The sequence below is a fragment of the Butyrivibrio sp. AE2032 genome, assembly GCF_000702965.1.
Genome location: NZ_JNLF01000005.1, coordinates 483,214 through 501,055, shown reverse-complemented (window position 1 = coordinate 501,055; position 17,842 = coordinate 483,214). Strand labels below are relative to the sequence as shown.

Below are 17,842 nucleotides of genomic sequence, written 5' to 3'. Positions count from 1 at the left end.
CATCCTTAAATGTCAATGCTTCAATTTTAAATGCCGATTTAGTCATTTTCAAGCCTATATGCGACCAAAAATAGCAAAATCTGTAAAATATTAAGCAAGAAGTACGATATAACTGATTAGCGAAACCATCTATTATATAGTTACTTAAGCAAACCGGAATGACAGGAGAGATTTTTCCATGGACAGAGAAAGAGCTATAAAGAGAGCTGAAGAATTAGTCGCAAAAATGACTGTTGAAGAGGCTGCTTCGCAATTGAGATACGATTCTCCTGCGATAGAAAGACTCGGCATACCCGAATACAACTGGTGGAATGAGACCCTTCACGGAGTGGCAAGAGCCGGTACGGCTACGAGCTTTCCCCAGGCTATCGGAATGGGTGCGACTTTCGATACCGAACTCATGGGTGAGGTAGGCGAGATCTGCGGCAATGAAGGCCGTGCGAAATATAATGAATACAAGGCAAACGGAGACCGCGACATCTATAAGGGACTCACGTTCTGGTCGCCGAATGTAAACCTTTTCAGAGACCCCAGGTGGGGCAGAGGTCAGGAGACTTACGGTGAGGATCCCGTACTCATCTCAAAGCTAGCAGTTCCCTTCATCGAAGGACTTCAGGGCGACGGTGAATACATGAAGACCGCAGCCTGCGCAAAGCATTTCGTTGTCCACTCGGGACCTGAGGCCGTAAGACATGAATTCAATGCTACATGCTCGGACAAGGATCTTTACGAGACATATATGCCTGCATTCGAAGCATGCGTAAAAGAAGCTAAGGTCGAGTCTGTAATGGGCGCTTATAACAGGACCAACGGCGAGCCCTGCTGCGGCCACTCTTATCTTAAGGACGTTATCCGCGACCAATGGGATTTCAAGGGACATATCGTTTCCGACTGCTGGGCCATAAGAGATTTCCACGAGCGTCACAAGGTAACAAAGAACGCGGAAGAGAGCGCCGCTCTCGCTCTTAAGAAGGGGTGCGATCTTAACTGCGGATGCACATACATCCATCTCATGAGCGCCTACAACAAGGGGCTCGTAACAGAAGAAGAGATCAGGACAGCAGCAGTAAGGCTCTTTACAACGAGATTCATTCTCGGAATGTTCGACGAGACAGAATTTGACGGACTTACATATCTTGATGTCGAGACGAAGGAGAATGTCGCGGTAGCAAGGAGAGCATCCGACGAGAGCATAGTTCTCCTCAAGAACAACGGTATTCTTCCCATCGATAAGAGCAAGAATAAGGTCATAGCCGTAATCGGCCCTAACGCCGACTCCAGAGCGTGCCTCATCGGTAACTACTATGGAACATCTTCCGAGTACATAACGGCCTTAGAGGGCATCAGGAACGCCGCAGGAGACGATATGAGGATCCTCTATTCCGACGGATGTGATATCAGCCTTACAAAGCCTGACGTTCTCTCCAGAGACTATCACAGGATCGCAGAGGCAAAGGCAGTTATGTCCAGAGCGGATCTTGTCGTTCTCGTAATAGGCCTTAACGAGAACCTTGAGGGCGAGGAAGGCGACGAGGGTAACATGTATAAGTCAGGTGATAAGCCGGATCTCTTGTTCCCCAAGACGCAGCGTAAGCTTATCGACACTGTCATTGCATCAGGCAAGCCTTTTATCACGGTAGTCATGGCAGGTTCTGCCATGGATCTTTCCGTTCTCAACGATAAGTCGTCAGCCATCCTTCAGGCATGGTATCCGGGTGCAAGAGGCGGTCAGTCTATAGGTGACATTCTCTTCGGCAAGGTAAATCCTTCAGGAAAGCTCCCCGTAACATTCTATAAGGATACAAACGATCTTCCTGCCTTTGAGGATTACTCCATGAAGGGCAGAACATACCGTTATCTCGAGACAGAGCCCCTCTATCCGTTCGGCTACGGTCTCACATACGGTAAGATGGATATCGCAGCTATAGAGCATACGGGAGACGATCCCAGGTCTGAAGGCCTTACGATAAAAGCAACCGTAAGCAATACGGGCGACGTCGTTGTGTCTGAAGTATTGCAGGTCTACATGAAGGTCGATGACGCCGAGGAAGTTAAGAACACGAGACTTGTCGGATTCACCAGAGTAACGCTCGGAGCAGGAGAGACCTCCACTGTCGAGATCCCGATATCGTCTGAGAGTTTCAAGCTCGTAAATGAGTCAGGTGAGAGGTTCCTGTCAGAAGGAAAGGCAGATATCTTTGTAGGTTTCGGACAGCCTGACAGTCTCACAGAGCGTCTTACAGGCAAGAAGGCGTTCAAGTTCACCGTCTGATCGAAAACCTTATAAACCCGCTAAAAATCGGGCTTTGTAACATTGTTACAGAGCCTGTTTTTATGGTTTGAGACAGTAGGACAGGCTTAAAGCCACCCGAAGAGAAGGCTCGAGAACAGGTCTCCGAAAAGAGCCGCCGCACCAAGTCCGTATGCAAGGAAAGGTGCGAGTCTCAGTTTGGACTTGAGCCCTGCTTTTTTGAAAAGAAGAAGATAAATGACGTAAAGTCCCGCTGCAACAGAGGCGATTACGACGCCTGCAATAGTATGTCTCCATCCCAGATAGAGACCTGCGGCAGCCATCAATTTGATGTCTCCGCCGCCAAAAGCTCCTTTTATCAGGAGTGCAATGATCAGCATCGGTACAGATACGCATATTGCTCCCAGAAGGTGCGGAACGGCTGTACTTATTGACACTGTCTCCATTACGAAATATCTGATGATGCCGAGTACGGCAACAGATAACACGACAAGGTCGGGAACGATGCCTGCGTTGATGTCTGATGCCGCACAGGCAACGAGCATCAACAGGAACAGGGTAGTGAAGATACCTGTAATATTGAGTCCGCAGACAAATAACCCCGCAAAAACAGCAACCGCCGCAAATATATAAAACATCGGCGACGGAATGCTCTTAAGATCTTTTATTAAGTTACGGGAAGTTCCCGGAACGTCAGTCGTCATAGTAGGCGACACGCTCGAGTTCTTCGAAGGTCGTAATGCCCTGTTCAACGAGTGAGATAGCTGCCTGCTTCAGGGTCTGCATGTTCTGATGTTCAACTGCAAAGGCCTTCATTTCTTCGGCCTCGGCGCCGGATGTAATCATCTTACGGATAGCCTTATCAACAACAAGAACCTCATGAATGGCCGTACGTCCGAGATAGCCTGAACCATGGCACTGGCTGCATCCAACAGCTTTGCGGGCAGTGGGGATGTCGTGGCCTACGAACTCGATCTGTCTCTCGGTAAGCTGATCGGGACGTGAGCAGTAAGGGCATACCTTACGCATGAGTCTCTGAGCGACAACGCCTACCAAAGCGGATGAGAGCATGTAAGGCTCTGCACCGATATCGACGAGTCTGACAATCGTGGATGCAGCGTCGTTCGTGTGCAATGTGGATAATACCAGGTGGCCTGTAACTGCCGCTCTGATGGAGATGGAAGCCGTCTCCGCGTCACGGGTCTCACCGACCATTATGACGTCAGGGTCCTGACGCATGAGAGCTCTGAGGCCGATCTCGAATGTAAGACCTGCCTGCGGATGTACCTGAACCTGATTAAGTCTCGGGAGGTTCTTTTCGACAGGGTCTTCGATCGTACTGATGTTGATCGGCTTCTGTGACAAAGACTCAAGTGCCATATAAAGCGTGGTTGACTTACCTGAACCCGTAGGCCCCGTAATATATATCAAGCCGTTAGGGGACATGAGCATGGCAAGGAACTTCTTATAGTTATCGGGTGTCATACCGAAAGTCTGGTTGTTGTCAATATGAACTGCCGACATGATGAGACGCATAACAACCTTCTCGCCGAAAACAGTAGGGATGACATTGACACGCACGTTAACGATCTGTCCCTGGATCCTTACACGGAAGTGACCGTCCTGAGGGATACGGCGCTCGGCGATATCCATCTCGCCCATGATCTTGATTCTTGCGACGAGAGAGTCCTGAACGTTCTTCTGCAGCGTGATGTAATCGATGAGAGTACCGTCGATACGCATTCTTACGACTACGTTCTGTTCGAAAGGTTCGATATGGATATCGGATGCGTTATCCTGGAAAGCTTTGTCGAGCAGGGAGTTTACGAGGTTGATGATAGGAGCATCGTCAGCGCCTGCACTGGTGTCGATGACAAGCTCGTCGATGTTTATTCCGGCGGTATTCGCATTGGCATTCTCAGCTGCGAGCTGAGCTTTGATGCCTGCATACTGGTAATCGATCGCACTCTTGAGTACATGTTCCTGCGCAATGAGGATCCTTACAGGCATACCGATGGTCTGTCTGATATCCTCTATTGCATAGAGATTGAGCGGGTCGTTAACGGCCAGGATGACTTCGCCGTTTTCCTGACCTATCGGGAGCATTACATACTGCTCGGCCATCTGTCTCGGAATGAGCTTAACTGTCTCCGGATCAATGGTATAAGAATTGAGGTCGATAAGTCCTATTCCAAGCCTGTTGGCAAGTGCAGAAAGCATCTGTTCTTCAGAAACATAACCAAGCTCAATGAGAACCTGACCGATTCTCTTTCCGCCGGACTGCTTCTGTATATTGAGAGCTTCCTTTAACTGGTCTTCAGTAACATAGCCTGCCTGGACCAGAAGGTCACCTATACGAATCTTTGAATTATCTGCCATGTATTACCCTCCGCTCTGCTGATCAACCCTCAGCAGTAACATTATAGTCATCGATATCAGCCATGTAGAGATTAAGATCTAACTTAAGCCTTACGATGCCGGTATTAACATATTCTATTTCGCCGGTCTCTTCGTTGATTTTCTCTTTCAGATCTACCTTCTGCCATTCAAAGCCCGTTATACGGACTGCGGATTTTGTGCATATATCGTCAATGAATGCCTGACAGGTAGCCTGTGAACCGGTAACAACAAGTGTGAGCTTGACGCACTGTACTCCCGAGAAACTGGTGTTCGTAGCATTATCCCTGGCTTTATTGTAGGGGGTGATAAGTGAATCGACCTGAGTATTTGTATTCTTGCCCGAAGCGGGTGTAGGGGTGTTGGTATTCTTAGACGAATCACTTGACGAATCACTTGACGAATTGTTTGCGGGTTTAGTATTTGCCAGGGATGAGTACGTGTAAGGACTCTCCTTGACTGAGCCGTCGAGAATATTGATAACGAGGTTTTCCGAGAACAGACCAGACTTCAAAACGTAAGATGTGACCATCTTATCGATCTCGGAACTGTCCATTACCGGATAGAATTCCACTGTGGAATCATTCAGATCGTTAACTGATTTCTCGTAAACAGCTTCTCCGCTTGAAAGACTGATTATCTTCTGTTTATATAACTGCTGTGTCTGTTCAGCCTGTTTTATCTTTTCTTCCGTTGTAGTGATCGATGAGATCGAAGGTCTTATCAGAAACCATGCTACAACAAATACCAAAGCCGCAAAAAGGACAATGGCGATCGTCATCTTATCTTTTTTACTGAGGTTTGTCTGCAAAGCCATATCAGTTTGCCTCCTCTTCTGATGATGTGTCCTCGACGGGTTCTCTTGCTGCAAGCGTGCAGATAACATTTATGTGCCAGCGTGAACCGTCAGACGAAATATCGTATCCTGTGTAATCAACGTTTTCAAAAATATCCATCGACATCAGATCTGCGATAAACATATTGATGTCTTCAACAATAGGGGAAGATGCTGTGATATTGAATACTCCCGATGTAGCGCTGTACGAGTTGAATGTGATCGAAACATCGTGTTTCTTTGCTGCTTCAAGAATCTTAGTATTTACAGAAGAATTAGGGAGCGGATAGGTATCGATATATTCCTTGAGCAGATCAACTCCTCCCTGGATCTTACCCATCTCACCCATGTTGTCATACATTGCGTCGTACTCATTGACTTTAGCGATAGTATCAGGGTTTCTGTTATAACTTTCCAGTTCTTTAAGTTCCGCTTTTTTCTGGGCATTTATCGTAAGACATCCGATGTAAACGACTGCTAACACGGCTACAATACCGATAAACGGAATGATGAGTTTTCCCAACCCGCTTCCATCAGCCTTCTTTTTCTGCGTTTCCTTTAAACTCTTGAGGATAGGCATTCTTTCATCGATCTTACGCAGACCCGCAATAGGGTATACGAAGAACGGGAACTGAGTTGAATCGTTTCCGATAGACGTACCCTGAGGCGGCTGGACAAGTGAGATCTCAACCGCACTGTCGATATTAAGGATATCGTTTGCGAGTTGGTTTACCTGCGTGTAGGTCAGACCGGCAAACAGAACATCTTTTAAAGTCTCATTAAGATGCTGAGCTGAAATAAACTGTCTGATGGATGATACTGATGAATAGATCTCTCTGGCAAACTCGGGGGTGCCGGGCTGAGAGAATACGCGGGAAGTGGAGTCGTAGTAGAATTTGCCTTCCGCGAAAAATATGGTAACGAGCGACTTTCCGTCAAGTATCATGTAGAGAACGGTCTTGCCGGCAGCCTGCTTGGTGAAGTACTCGGCTGCGAGCTGAACGCCGTTGTGAATAGACTTTAATTTGAGACCGGCCATATCGAAGATGTCAACGTATTTGTTAACAAAATCAACTTCAGCTGTCTCATAAACGACTTTCTGAGTTTTAGCTTTGTTGTCTTTTGAGACGATGTACCAGCCAGTCGTAGGCTTCTGGAATCTGCCGTAATCTGCATCGGAAGATTCCCTTGTAACAAATTCTGTAGTCTTTTTGTCGGGTAATAAAGGCGTATCAGTCCTGTTTGCCCTTAGTTGTGGGCTGTTGAGTATGAGCGTTACCTCAGATTTTGACAGTTTATTAGCCTGCCAAGCAATTTTAATTGCTTCGATCACTGCATCAGGATTCATTACAACGCCGTTCAGAACTGCGCCTTCAGGGAGCGGTGCAGATATCAGTTTGGATACCTTTGCACCGTCGGAAGCGGATGCACCGACTGCGATCTGTATGTTGGTATTCGACAGAAATACTACTTCAGACATTTGCTTTATTTCCTTTCATTGACCGGCAGGGCTTAAGATCCTGCTCCGATTGTTTGATAAGACTGATATATTGGCTGGATGACAGCTATCATGATAAAACCTACTGTTGTTGCCATGATAACGATCATTACAGGTTCGATATATGATGTCAGTTTCAGAAGTGCCTGTCTTGCATAGAAGTCGAGGTCATCTGCGACTGATTCGAGCATGCTTCCCAAAGCACCGGTCTCTTCTCCGACTTTAATAGTTGAAGAGAGTTTTGCGACAAATCCGTTTACGTCCTGAAGGGCTGCGGAAAGGGGCATGCCTCCGGCGACTTTTCGCTCTACTTCCTTAAACTGATCCTCGATATATGTGTTTCCTATGGTACTTTTTGATATCTCTATACAACTGTGGATCGGTATACCTGATGAATAGAGGGAACTCATCGTACGGGCAAATCTGGCAGAGTAGATGACTTTTGTAAGCTTGCCCCATTTGGACATAACCTTGATGTGGTCGATGTTGTACTTTACGACAGGAATCTTAACGATCATCTTACCGAATATGATCGCCAGAACAACGACTATAAGTATGATATACCATTTATGAGCCACAAAATCTGAAATGGCCATTAGAACTCTTGTCGGAAGAGGCAAAGAGGGCATTGTCGAAAACATCTCTTCGAATTGAGGCAATACGTAACCGAACAAGATAGCAACGACTATGACTATCAATACGCTCAGGATCTTGGGGTATGTGAGAGAATTTTTTGCGGTCTGTTCCAGTTGTGCTTCGCTTGTATACTGTTCAGCCAGACGCAGGCATGTAGTGTCCAAAGTGCCTGATGTCTCAGCGGCTTTAAGCATAAAGATCAGAAGTGGAGGAAAAGCCGGTTCCAACTCTTCCATTACAGTCGAAAGAGATACGCCCTGAACGATGCGGTCGCGGAGTCTTAAATATAATTGACGTTCATAATCTGATATTGATTCATCATTGGCGAGGATCTCAAGTGCTTTGACCAAAGATACGCCTGCCTTAATAAGAGTACCCAATTGACGGCAGAAATCTGCGAGCTTGGGTTTCTTGAGCGGTTTTAAGGCCATCTGCTTTTTTACGGGTTTAGCTTCCAAAAGAAGCAGACCAGAATCGTGGAAGCGCTTTTGAAGATCAGCCTCATCATATGCTTCGGCCTTGCCCTTGACGATCTTACCTTTGCTGTCCTGTGCCTGATATTTATATTCCGGCATATTCAAGAGTCCTTTCTTCCATTATATTTGTTGCTATTGAGCATCGTAATTCAATACTTCCAAAGAATAGTAGATCGTAAAAGTGCCTTCGACACCGGTTGAGAGCCCGGTGGTTTTCCCGGTGTCTGTATATACAACACGGTAAAGCCCTTTCCGATATTCGAACTTTACGGGTCCGTTGCTTATGTCATCCCATTCGAGAAGAACAACCGAACCGTTTCTTGTTGAAATGTCGGCGACTTTTTTCGCAGCCCCGTCGGCCAAACCATCGCTTTTATTCGGATCATATATCGAAGTCAATTCTCCATAATACTCTGTTCCGACGGCTTTAAGGGCTTTTCGGATATCACGGGCTTCCTTATATGCTTGCCGGGCGCCGATATCTATCGCAGCCCAAAGGGTAAATACAGACAACAAACTAAAGACGATCACTGTGGTTACAATGATCCTGAAAGCTTCTCTGAGACTACTTTGTTTGTAAAACTGTGTACCCTCAACCGGCATGCTGTCGGATTTGTTATCTGACACCCTTGATAGTCCTCCTGATAACATAAATTTATAATATCACAGGGAAAAAGTAAAAAACACTTAATAAAATACATTGTTACACCCTGGTAACAGTTTTAACACTATATTAATTTGAATATTTGCGCCCCTCACTCTATAATTATAATAACTAAAAATATCTTTACAGCATTTGGGAGAAGTGATGTTAAGAACGGCTATGACAGGCAGAGCGATCTTTAGGAGCAATGGCAGGAAACGCCATGCCTTTACTTTGGTCGAACTTATCGTAGTCATTGCGATAATTGCCATTCTTGCCGCTGTTGGTGTTACTACAGCTGTCGGGTATGTTAAGCGTTCAAAGTTTGAGAAAAACAACCAGAATGCGGTTACTTTATATCAGATGGCTCAGTCAGCCATATCTAAAAAGATTTCAAATGGTACGCTCGATACATGGGTTAAGACGATTCCGGGTTTTGATATTGAATCAGATGCAGACCTTACACTTATCCAGGATTACGACACAAACTTTTCCAGACATAAGACTATAGCATTGACATTTAACAAGGATACCGCTGACGCAGCTGAGGACAAGTGTCTATATGATCTTGTGTCTCCTTATTTCTATGACAAATCATTCTTTAAAGCTACGATGACCATCGAGTTGGATATCAGTGCTACTAAGGATAATGGTTTCAGTGAGTATTCTGTAAATATTCTTTCTGCTTTTTACAGCGCAGAGAATAAGAACGAAAACGGCGGATGGGATCCTGATTATGTTAACGGATCAGCAGATTCTCTTCCTGACAGATCGGAGTCTTTCCGTTCGAAGACGAGTCTTGTCGGATACTATAACGGCAAGGACAATAATCAGTTTGACAGTCTTGACGGTCTTTCTTTAGTCTCTATTCCCTGGGATGCCACGCATGAACTGGAAGGCCACATTGTAGGACCTACTGAAGACAAATCACAGGCATCAGGATATCTGTTTAATGTACGTAACGGTGAGACCCTTGATGTATCATGGGCTATCTTTGATGCTGATACCGATCAGGAAAGACTCGGAGACAGCGAATATAGATACAGGTATTCGGTAAATCCCGATCATACTGAAGACCTGTACATTTTGCTTACAAACGCAGATCCGCTCAGTTCTGAGACTACAGAACTTCACATTAAGAATGAAGAGCTCAAAAAAGTAAAATATACTGCTTCACAGGATATCTGCGAGATCATTGAAGGATATATCATCAACAGGACAGTATGGACGGGATATGTTAAGGTTGATGTTACAAGAGAGGGTGCAGAGAATGCGACCGAGATGACATTCCCCATTACCAAGTCGCTTGTTACGGGCGACAGAAGAATCGGATGTCCGGTTGAGTATGAAAAAGGTTATTACGAGTACAGGCTGACTTTGGATGCCATGATGACGCGCAGTACGGAAGCCAATACGACTGACCCCATCACAAAATTCTTCGGAATCGAGAGATTGTTCAATTCCAATACTCCTAAGAACATCTATTTGACATTAAGCAATAAGTCTACCTGGAAATCTTATGATAACAACGGTTCCCTTAAAGATAAGGCTGGTCTGAAGAATACATATGCTGCAAGAGCGATCGACGATTCTGTTTATCTGATAGGGTACGGTGTAAATGCTTCAGCGTTTGCATATTATTATTCTGTTTCGCCGGACAGTGCGGCTCTGGATGAAAAGGATGACAGCGAATACTACGAGGATTACATCATCACCGGGAAGGCGATAGTTAATACTTTCTTCGGCGATAAGGTTTATGGAAAGAGAGAGACTGATGATGGCAAGACTGCCTTAGTAGGCGGAACAGACTGGTCTGGATCCACCAAGGAAGCGGTTCTTACTAACTGCAGGCATCTTTATAACATTCGTTGGATGGAGGATGATACCACCAATTACAAGATCGTCAGCGATATCAATTGGTATATCCACAGCGGTTCCAAGTATGGCAGTGAAGTAAAAGTCTTCTCTTTAGAGACCGGTTCTCCTTCGTTTAAGTCTCCTGTAGATAATACGGGTGCACTTAAGATCGTATCTTTCCCGGCTCTCCATGAATTAAAGAGCAAATCCACTCTGACTTCGATCTCTGATACGGACAGAACAGTCTATTCGATCAGGAATTTCCAATTAAGGGCTGCTTCGTTCAGAAAAACTGATGATCCTGTTGCGAGCGGAAGAGATACAGGATATGGACTTATCTGTCAGAATAAAGGAATAATTAAGAATATATTTATAGAGAACCTGAATCTGGTGCTTGCCCCTGTTGCTGATGGAAGCAAATGCGATTATACAGAAGGCAATTCCTCGATCAGTCCAAGCAACAAGGTTAATATTGGTTCGGATCCTTCCGCTAATTACAATAATGATTATGGAGTCGGTACTCTGGTTGGTTACAACAGTGGAACTATCGGTTCAGCTACTGAGACAGATGAGAGTATTAATACTGTTAGAGTAAATAACAGTATCGTTATGTCCGGCGGATATTGGAAATACAGCGAAACTATACGTGATGCCGGAGGCGTTATCGGAAAGAATGAGCAAGGCAAGGGCACGTTAAATGGTCTGATCAAGAACAGCGGAGCTTTCGTTGTTGTCGGTTATATGAATGTCGGCGGAATCGTCGGTTACAGCAATTCAGAGATCAATGCAAGATTCGTAGTCGACGGCACCGGAGGAGAAAAAGCTGAGATTAAATTACCTGTTCTGAATGCTACCGGTAACAGACTGGCCTGCGGAGTAATCGGTTTCCGTAATGTAGGTGGTGCGGTCGGCAGCCTTGATACGGGTACTGAATTTAAGCGTGATGTTGCGCAGTACAGAGTTTCAGAACCGAACAGCGAGACAGGTGAGATCAGATTCAGCGGGTTGGCTGAAACAGCATACCATGTAAGAGTCATTCTTCCTGAGAATTCTCTTGTCCTTCATCTGACAGGTGACGACGGCCGTGCTTCAGCAGGCGGTGCTATCGGATATCTTAAAGGTGCAAAAGGCTCCTATCTAAGCATTTATACTGACATTACAGGTTATGTTATCTCTTCAGGCAATTCGATTGTGCCCTGTGGAGGAGCGATAGGCCGTGAGATCAACAATGCTGTCAATACCTTATATCTTGATTGTTCGAACAGGGATAAGTCAGTAATTGGTTCCCTCAGTGATTCAAAACCTGCAGCTTTCGCTTCAGGCGGAGCCATAGGATACGCCAGTACCGAAGCTGCTAACTCAACCAGAAAGATAGTAATTAATGTAGTTAATGACGGTATTATCAGATCTAACGGAACAGCTGATGGTTGTGGTTCAGGCGGTGCTGTCGGTGGAACTTCCAATAAATTCCAGGCAACCTTCATTATCAGAGCTGTAAATAATTCAGGGTCGATCATCAAGGCAAACGGTTCTGATGTTGCGAAGGGAAATGGCGCAGGCGGCGCGATCGGCGGCATGAGCGTCGGAACTGGCGATAATACGATTTCTCTCCCTTCCGGAGCGATCATTTATGCTGAGAATCATGGCAATATTACAGGAAAACATCATGTAGGCGGAGCTATAGGCTTTGTTTCAATTAACAACGGAAAAATATATGCAGTTAATTATGGAACTATAACCGGTTCTGATTTTGTAGGCGGCGCAGTCGGATGCAGCAACAAGAGTCAGTTCGGTATAATTCAGTCTGTTTTGAACGGCTCTACTATTAGCGGAGGCAACTGCGTCGGAGGAGCAGCAGGAAGAATACTCTATTTCCAGAACAGTTCCAAAATCAGTTCGATCGTAAAGGCTGATTCCAAAGTCACCGGCACTGCATATTTGGTCGGTGGTGTATGCGGTGATATTCTTGTTGATAACAATAACACAAAGGGTACTATCGAGCTGAAAGGTAATAGTACTAACCCGAAATTAACGATCGAAGGCAGTACTGGCAAAAATGTTTCTGGTACAGGCGGTATATGCGGAGCTCTCAGAATCAGAGATGATAAGGCTCCAGTCATTATCATGCCTGCGCAGGCTGACCTTAACAGACTTGTGTTGTGGATATCAGGTAAAAAAGATGTTGGTGGCGCTATCGGCCGTATTGTCGGAAATGAATCTGTAGATGCTACATCATTTACTTATATTGATACTGGTAACGCTAAAGATATTACTATTGGTCTTAATGTAATCCTCAATCCTCAGACACGTATCAGTGGAACCGGTGAAAATGTCGGAGGGGCTGTAGGTTCTATTATTGCAACCGGCGGTAAATTCAAAGGTTACATCAAAGTGTCTTCTTTATATGGCTTGACAAATGACGGTTCATATATTGAAGGAAGTAGAAATGTCGGTGGAGCAATAGGTAAGATCTATTTGTCCTTGCCTTTCTACAGTAATACTGATTCTATGATAAGAGTCGATTTCTCGAAAGCAGCGTGGACAGTAAGAAGCACAGTTGATTCTTCAACGAATGCTAATACCGGCGGAGCGATCGGATATATATATGCAAATAAGGATACAGCAAGCAGTTCCTCAACATTCCCGATAGAAGTCAGATTGGGCACCTCGACTGTTACGGCAACCGGTATGAATGTCGGCGGTGCAGTCGGTTATAATGAAAACTCGCTTTACAGATCTGATCTGGATGTCCGTTTGGATGTTGGCGGTAAGATCGAAGGTGCAGGCAATGTCGGTGGAGTCTTAGGCCAGAATCTCCTTACTCCTGATAAAGGCGAGATCAAGTCTGTTGAGACAATTATCCACGGTAATATCACAGGCACCGGGGATAATGTCGGCGGCGCTATTGGATTTAACCGTGCGAAAATAACCAAGGTGGATTCTACTGTTAGTGGCATTGTTGAAGGCAAGAAAAATAATGTCGGAGGAGCGATAGGTTATTCCTCTTCTGATAATAAGGATATTGTGCTGGCAAGTATCATCTCTCGTGTTCAGGGCTCAGGAAGAACCATCGGACATGATAATGTCGGAGGTGCCATCGGTTACAATATCTGTAATATCACACAGATCGACTCTTATATCTCAGGTAATGCCAAGGTTATCGGTGACAACTGCGTCGGCGGTGCTTTGGGTTATGCTTCCGCAAGACCGGACCAGACTGGTAATAATGTCCTCAACGGATCACATTGGGGAAGAATACTCAGGATCTATTCAAATATTTCAGCCGATTATGCGCTCAGCGGCGATACAAACATCGGCGGTGCTGTTGGACAGGTCGGTTATAAGGAAGCCGCTCATTATAATTCTGCAGCCTTGGTATATGTTGAAGCTACGCTTAATTCTGCTTATCTGTTCGACCCTAAGAACACCGGTACTGACACAGATAACGGAAATGCTTGTGTAGGCGGTGTTGTCGGTATATTCGTGGACGGTCGTCTTGGTGTTACCGGCGGCGGTCAGACCGGAGGCGTTGTTCTGAAGGGACAGGGCGGTGTAGTCCATACGGATGAATTCGTCGATACTGATCACTTCCCTGCTCGCGTATACGGAAATACGGTATTCATCGGAGCAAACGGCTGTTCTATAGGTGGTATAGTCGGTCAGATAGGTGTTGACGGATTCCAGCAGAATTGCTGTCTTTCGAATATTTCTGCAAAGGACGGACCGGATCTTTGTGTTGTTTCACTTAATGGAGGCAGCAGGGTCGGCGGATGGATCGGAAGCGGATATGCAGCACATGGCGGCATCGGAAACAACGACCAGAACGAATTCAATAAAACACCTGTTACATATACTGTTGACAACGTAAAGGCCGTTATCAGTGTAGGCGGCAGCGAGGTCGGCGGATTCTGCGGAAGAACTGATTGTTATAACGGTGCTTCTACCAGCAACCTTGGAACATTTGCATATATAGATGTGGAACTGAATGATGCCAACATTATCGGCGAATCAAAGGTCGGTGGTGTTTTTGGTGAAGCATACTGTGCTGCATATAAAGACGGAAGTATTAAATTATCGTTGAAGTCCTATACTAATATAGGTGATATATATGGTAATACTGTTCCGGGTTCTGCTAAGGCTAAGATTCCTGTCTGCTATGAAGCCGGCGGCGTATTCGGAAGTATCGTGACGACCGGCAGCCGTACATGCTCTATCGAAATTCCTGTTGATGTTACTGTTGATGCTACTTCAAGGATTGCCGGAATGGCTGTTCCTGACAGTAATGCTTCCGAATATGGAGTAGGTGGTGTATTTGGACGCTTCAATGCGAAGCTCTCCACAGACAAGCAGTATGTCAGGATCACCAGTGTGGATGGAGTTAACGCAGCTGTCCGTTCTGCCGGATCAAATGTCGGCGGTGTTGTCGGATACATGATCAATGGCGAGATACGTAAGGTTTATGCAAATGTTTCAGTCCAGTCTGACGATACTGCAACCGGCATAAGCGTTGGTGGTTTTGCCGGAAGGATCGCTACAGGAAAAATATACAACAGCCACGTTGGTCCTGATGTTCAGATCAAGACACCCGGTTACTTTGACGGTGATACGATGTTTGGTAAGGATGCAGTATATAATCCCAGCGGTTATAACGTTATTGCAGAAGGTAATGATGTTATGGCGGGCGGATTTGCCGGATCTTCTGAGAGCAATCTGAATTTGGAGCAAAGTTATACTACTGTGAACGTAACAGCTACAAAGGGAACTGCTGTCGGCGGATTCATAGGTAAGATCAACAAGGGTGAGATAAAGAACTGCTATGTAAGCGGTCATACTTATTCAGGACAGTACATCTCCGGTAAGGGTGATGTTACAGGAAACGGATATGTAGGCGGCTTCTTTGGTTGGACTTATGGCGGAGTGAAAACATATGATTGCTATTCCACAGCATCAGTTCTTGGTACCGGCACTTATGTTGGCGGATTTTATGGATACAGAAATAAAGATTCACAGGCTCAAGCCTGCTATTGTACAGGTCGTGTAATAGGTTCTGATGCAGATACTACCGGTGCTTTTGCGGGTTACTCAGCTAAGACTAATTATTTTAAATACAATAATAATGTATGTTATGTTTTGGCCGGCATGAATAATTCTATGAATATTCTTGGCAATATTCCGCTTAACGAGAGCATTAACAATCTGAGTTATGCAGATGCCTCTGTCATCAAAGGAAGCAATTCCCATACAGGCAGACCATTTGATCAATCTTTAGGCGAAGCATATGCATTCCGTGCGGTTGTTAATTCTGAGCATTGGGGTGACTGGCCTGTTGTCACAGTAGGAACGCACGAGATCACTGACGAATGCATCTCGATGAGCGAGACGATATTTGATTATGATAAAGACGGTGTACTGATTGATAATTATCTGACAATTACAGTCGGTGGTGTTGAACTGGATTACGGTACTCATTACGAGATAACTTATACAAATAACGACAGAGTCGGTCAGGCGACAGCTATTATATCCGGTATAGGTGAGTATTATGGTGCTGTTGAGAAGGAATTCACAATAAAGAAAGCATCCATCAGCAACGCTGTTATCACGATTGCTCATCCTGACGATCTTGACATGGCTCAGCATGAGTATACCGGCGCTCCGATCATCCCTGATATCACGGTAATGGTCGGAGACGATAAGCTTGTTATGAATACAGACTATTATCTTGAATATGATCCGGATAATATCAATATCGGAGAAGTAACCATTAAGGTAATCGGATATGGTAACTATACGGATGAAAAGGAATCACCGGATAAGTTTAAGATCGTTGGCAGAAACTTGGCTGGCGCTGATATTACACTCCTTAATGCTACTCCGGAAGAATTAGTCTATACCGGCAGTGAGATCAGGCCCGGAGTAATCGTACGAATCGACGGAAGAACACTTGTAGAGAATACTGATTTTGAAGTTCAGTATTTCAGCAATATTTATGCGGGCGTAGCTACTGTCAGGATAGTTCCTGTATCTGATCAGTACAGCGGTTCTGCTATAAAGACATTCGAGATAACACAGGCTACGAACCGTATTACGCAGGAACCTGCTATCTCAGGCTGGACATGGAGTTATGATCCCAGTGAACTGTCCGCTGAGCTTGAGACGGTCTTCGGCGAACCTCAGTATTCTGTTTATACTGAAGAAACGTGCTCTGTTGCTGATAAGCGTGTAGTAGCTCCTTGCAGTGCTGCTGACCTTCCTGAAGCAATGAAGGATCTTGATGCCGGTTCATATTATCTGCTTGCTGAAGTCGCTGAGACGGTTAATTATACCGGTGTATTCAAGATCGTTCCGTTTACCATCGCAAGGGCGGATATTTCAGGTTCGGCTACAGTAGACTTAGAATATACGAAGATCGCCTGGGATGGTGACTCACATACTCCTGCAGTTACAGTAACGTTTAACGGCAGGACACTTGATCCAAGTGATTATTCTGTTGATTATGGTAACAACACTGTAGATGAAGGTACGAAGACCATTACCATTACGGGAATCAAGAACTGTTCCGGAAGTGTTAATGCCGAGTATGCTATCTTGCCGGTATTCAGAGTCGATTTTGAAACATTAGGCGGTTCTCTTGGCGATCAGGAAAATCCTGTATATGTAGTATCCGGTGATACTGTTACGCAGCCGGCCGATCCTACTTTTGAAGGTTACAGATTCGACGGATGGTATAAGAATGCATCCTATGCAGTTGAATATAACTTCTCAACTCCTGTCACGACAGATCTGAAGTTGTATGCAAAATGGACGAGACTCTGGACGGTTACATTCATGCTTTATGATGGACAGTCGTTGGAACAGACGGTTCCTGACGGTGATTCCATGGTCAAGCCTGAAGATCCTAACAGACCGGGATATGACTTTGCAGGCTGGTATTCAGATCCTGACTGCACCAATAAGTGGCCTAATTTTGATATTGAGATTACCAAGGATTACACTCTGTATGCAAAGTGGGAGCCTCAGACGCACACGGTTACATTTGATTCCAACGGAGGTTCTGCTGTTGATGAACAGACGGTAACCTGCCCGACTCCGATCGTAAAGCCTGCCGATCCGACACTTGACGGTTTTGTCTTCGGAGGTTGGTTTACCGATACTGAACTTACAACTCCTTATGACTTCGATGAGGCTCTGCCTGTGACGGAAGACTTTACTCTCTATGCGAAGTGGGATGAAGAGGATACTGACTGAT

The 17,842-nt window shown here is 45.3% G+C and carries 8 protein-coding genes; 2 read left to right on the top strand and 6 right to left on the bottom strand.

Features of this window, described 5'->3' with window-relative positions; all coding sequences use genetic code 11:
- Nucleotides 1–178 precede the first annotated feature (178 nt).
- The gene (locus BO18_RS19860; protein WP_034449110.1) at nucleotides 179–2,272 is read left to right on the top strand and encodes a glycoside hydrolase family 3 C-terminal domain-containing protein; all 2,094 of its coding nucleotides are present in this window, start codon (nucleotides 179–181) and stop codon (nucleotides 2,270–2,272) included.
- Nucleotides 2,273–2,358: 86 nt separating this feature from the next.
- Here BO18_RS19860 and BO18_RS19855 read toward each other — a convergent pair whose 3' ends face one another.
- From BO18_RS19855 to BO18_RS19830, 6 genes are read right to left on the bottom strand one after another with little or no spacing between them, the layout of a single operon-like run.
- Complete coding sequence (locus BO18_RS19855) at nucleotides 2,359–2,967, bottom strand: prepilin peptidase (RefSeq protein WP_185752525.1); 609 nt, start codon at nucleotides 2,965–2,967, stop codon at nucleotides 2,359–2,361.
- A complete protein-coding gene (locus BO18_RS19850; protein WP_034449108.1) occupies nucleotides 2,945–4,630 on the bottom strand; it encodes a GspE/PulE family protein in 1,686 nt (561 codons plus the stop codon). The genes BO18_RS19855 and BO18_RS19850 overlap by 23 nt, the downstream gene beginning before the upstream one ends.
- 22 nt (nucleotides 4,631–4,652) lie before the next feature.
- Nucleotides 4,653–5,465 (bottom strand): hypothetical protein, encoded by an 813-nt coding sequence (locus BO18_RS19845; protein WP_034449106.1) that lies wholly within the window; start codon nucleotides 5,463–5,465, stop codon nucleotides 4,653–4,655.
- A gap of 1 nt (nucleotide 5,466) precedes the next feature.
- On the bottom strand, nucleotides 5,467–6,963 hold the full coding sequence (locus tag BO18_RS19840) for a hypothetical protein (protein WP_034449104.1): 1,497 nt from the start codon (nucleotides 6,961–6,963) through the stop codon (nucleotides 5,467–5,469).
- Between the two features lie 32 nt (nucleotides 6,964–6,995).
- A complete protein-coding gene (locus BO18_RS19835; RefSeq protein ID WP_034449103.1) occupies nucleotides 6,996–8,192 on the bottom strand; it encodes a type II secretion system F family protein in 1,197 nt (398 codons plus the stop codon).
- Between the two features lie 33 nt (nucleotides 8,193–8,225).
- Complete coding sequence (locus BO18_RS19830; RefSeq protein WP_185752524.1) at nucleotides 8,226–8,720, bottom strand: hypothetical protein; 495 nt, start codon at nucleotides 8,718–8,720, stop codon at nucleotides 8,226–8,228.
- Nucleotides 8,721–8,901: 181 nt separating this feature from the next.
- On the opposite strand from BO18_RS19830, the gene BO18_RS19825 reads away from it, so the two are divergent.
- A complete protein-coding gene (locus tag BO18_RS19825; protein WP_034449100.1) occupies nucleotides 8,902–17,841 on the top strand; it encodes an InlB B-repeat-containing protein in 8,940 nt (2,979 codons plus the stop codon).
- Nucleotide 17,842 lies beyond the last annotated feature (1 nt).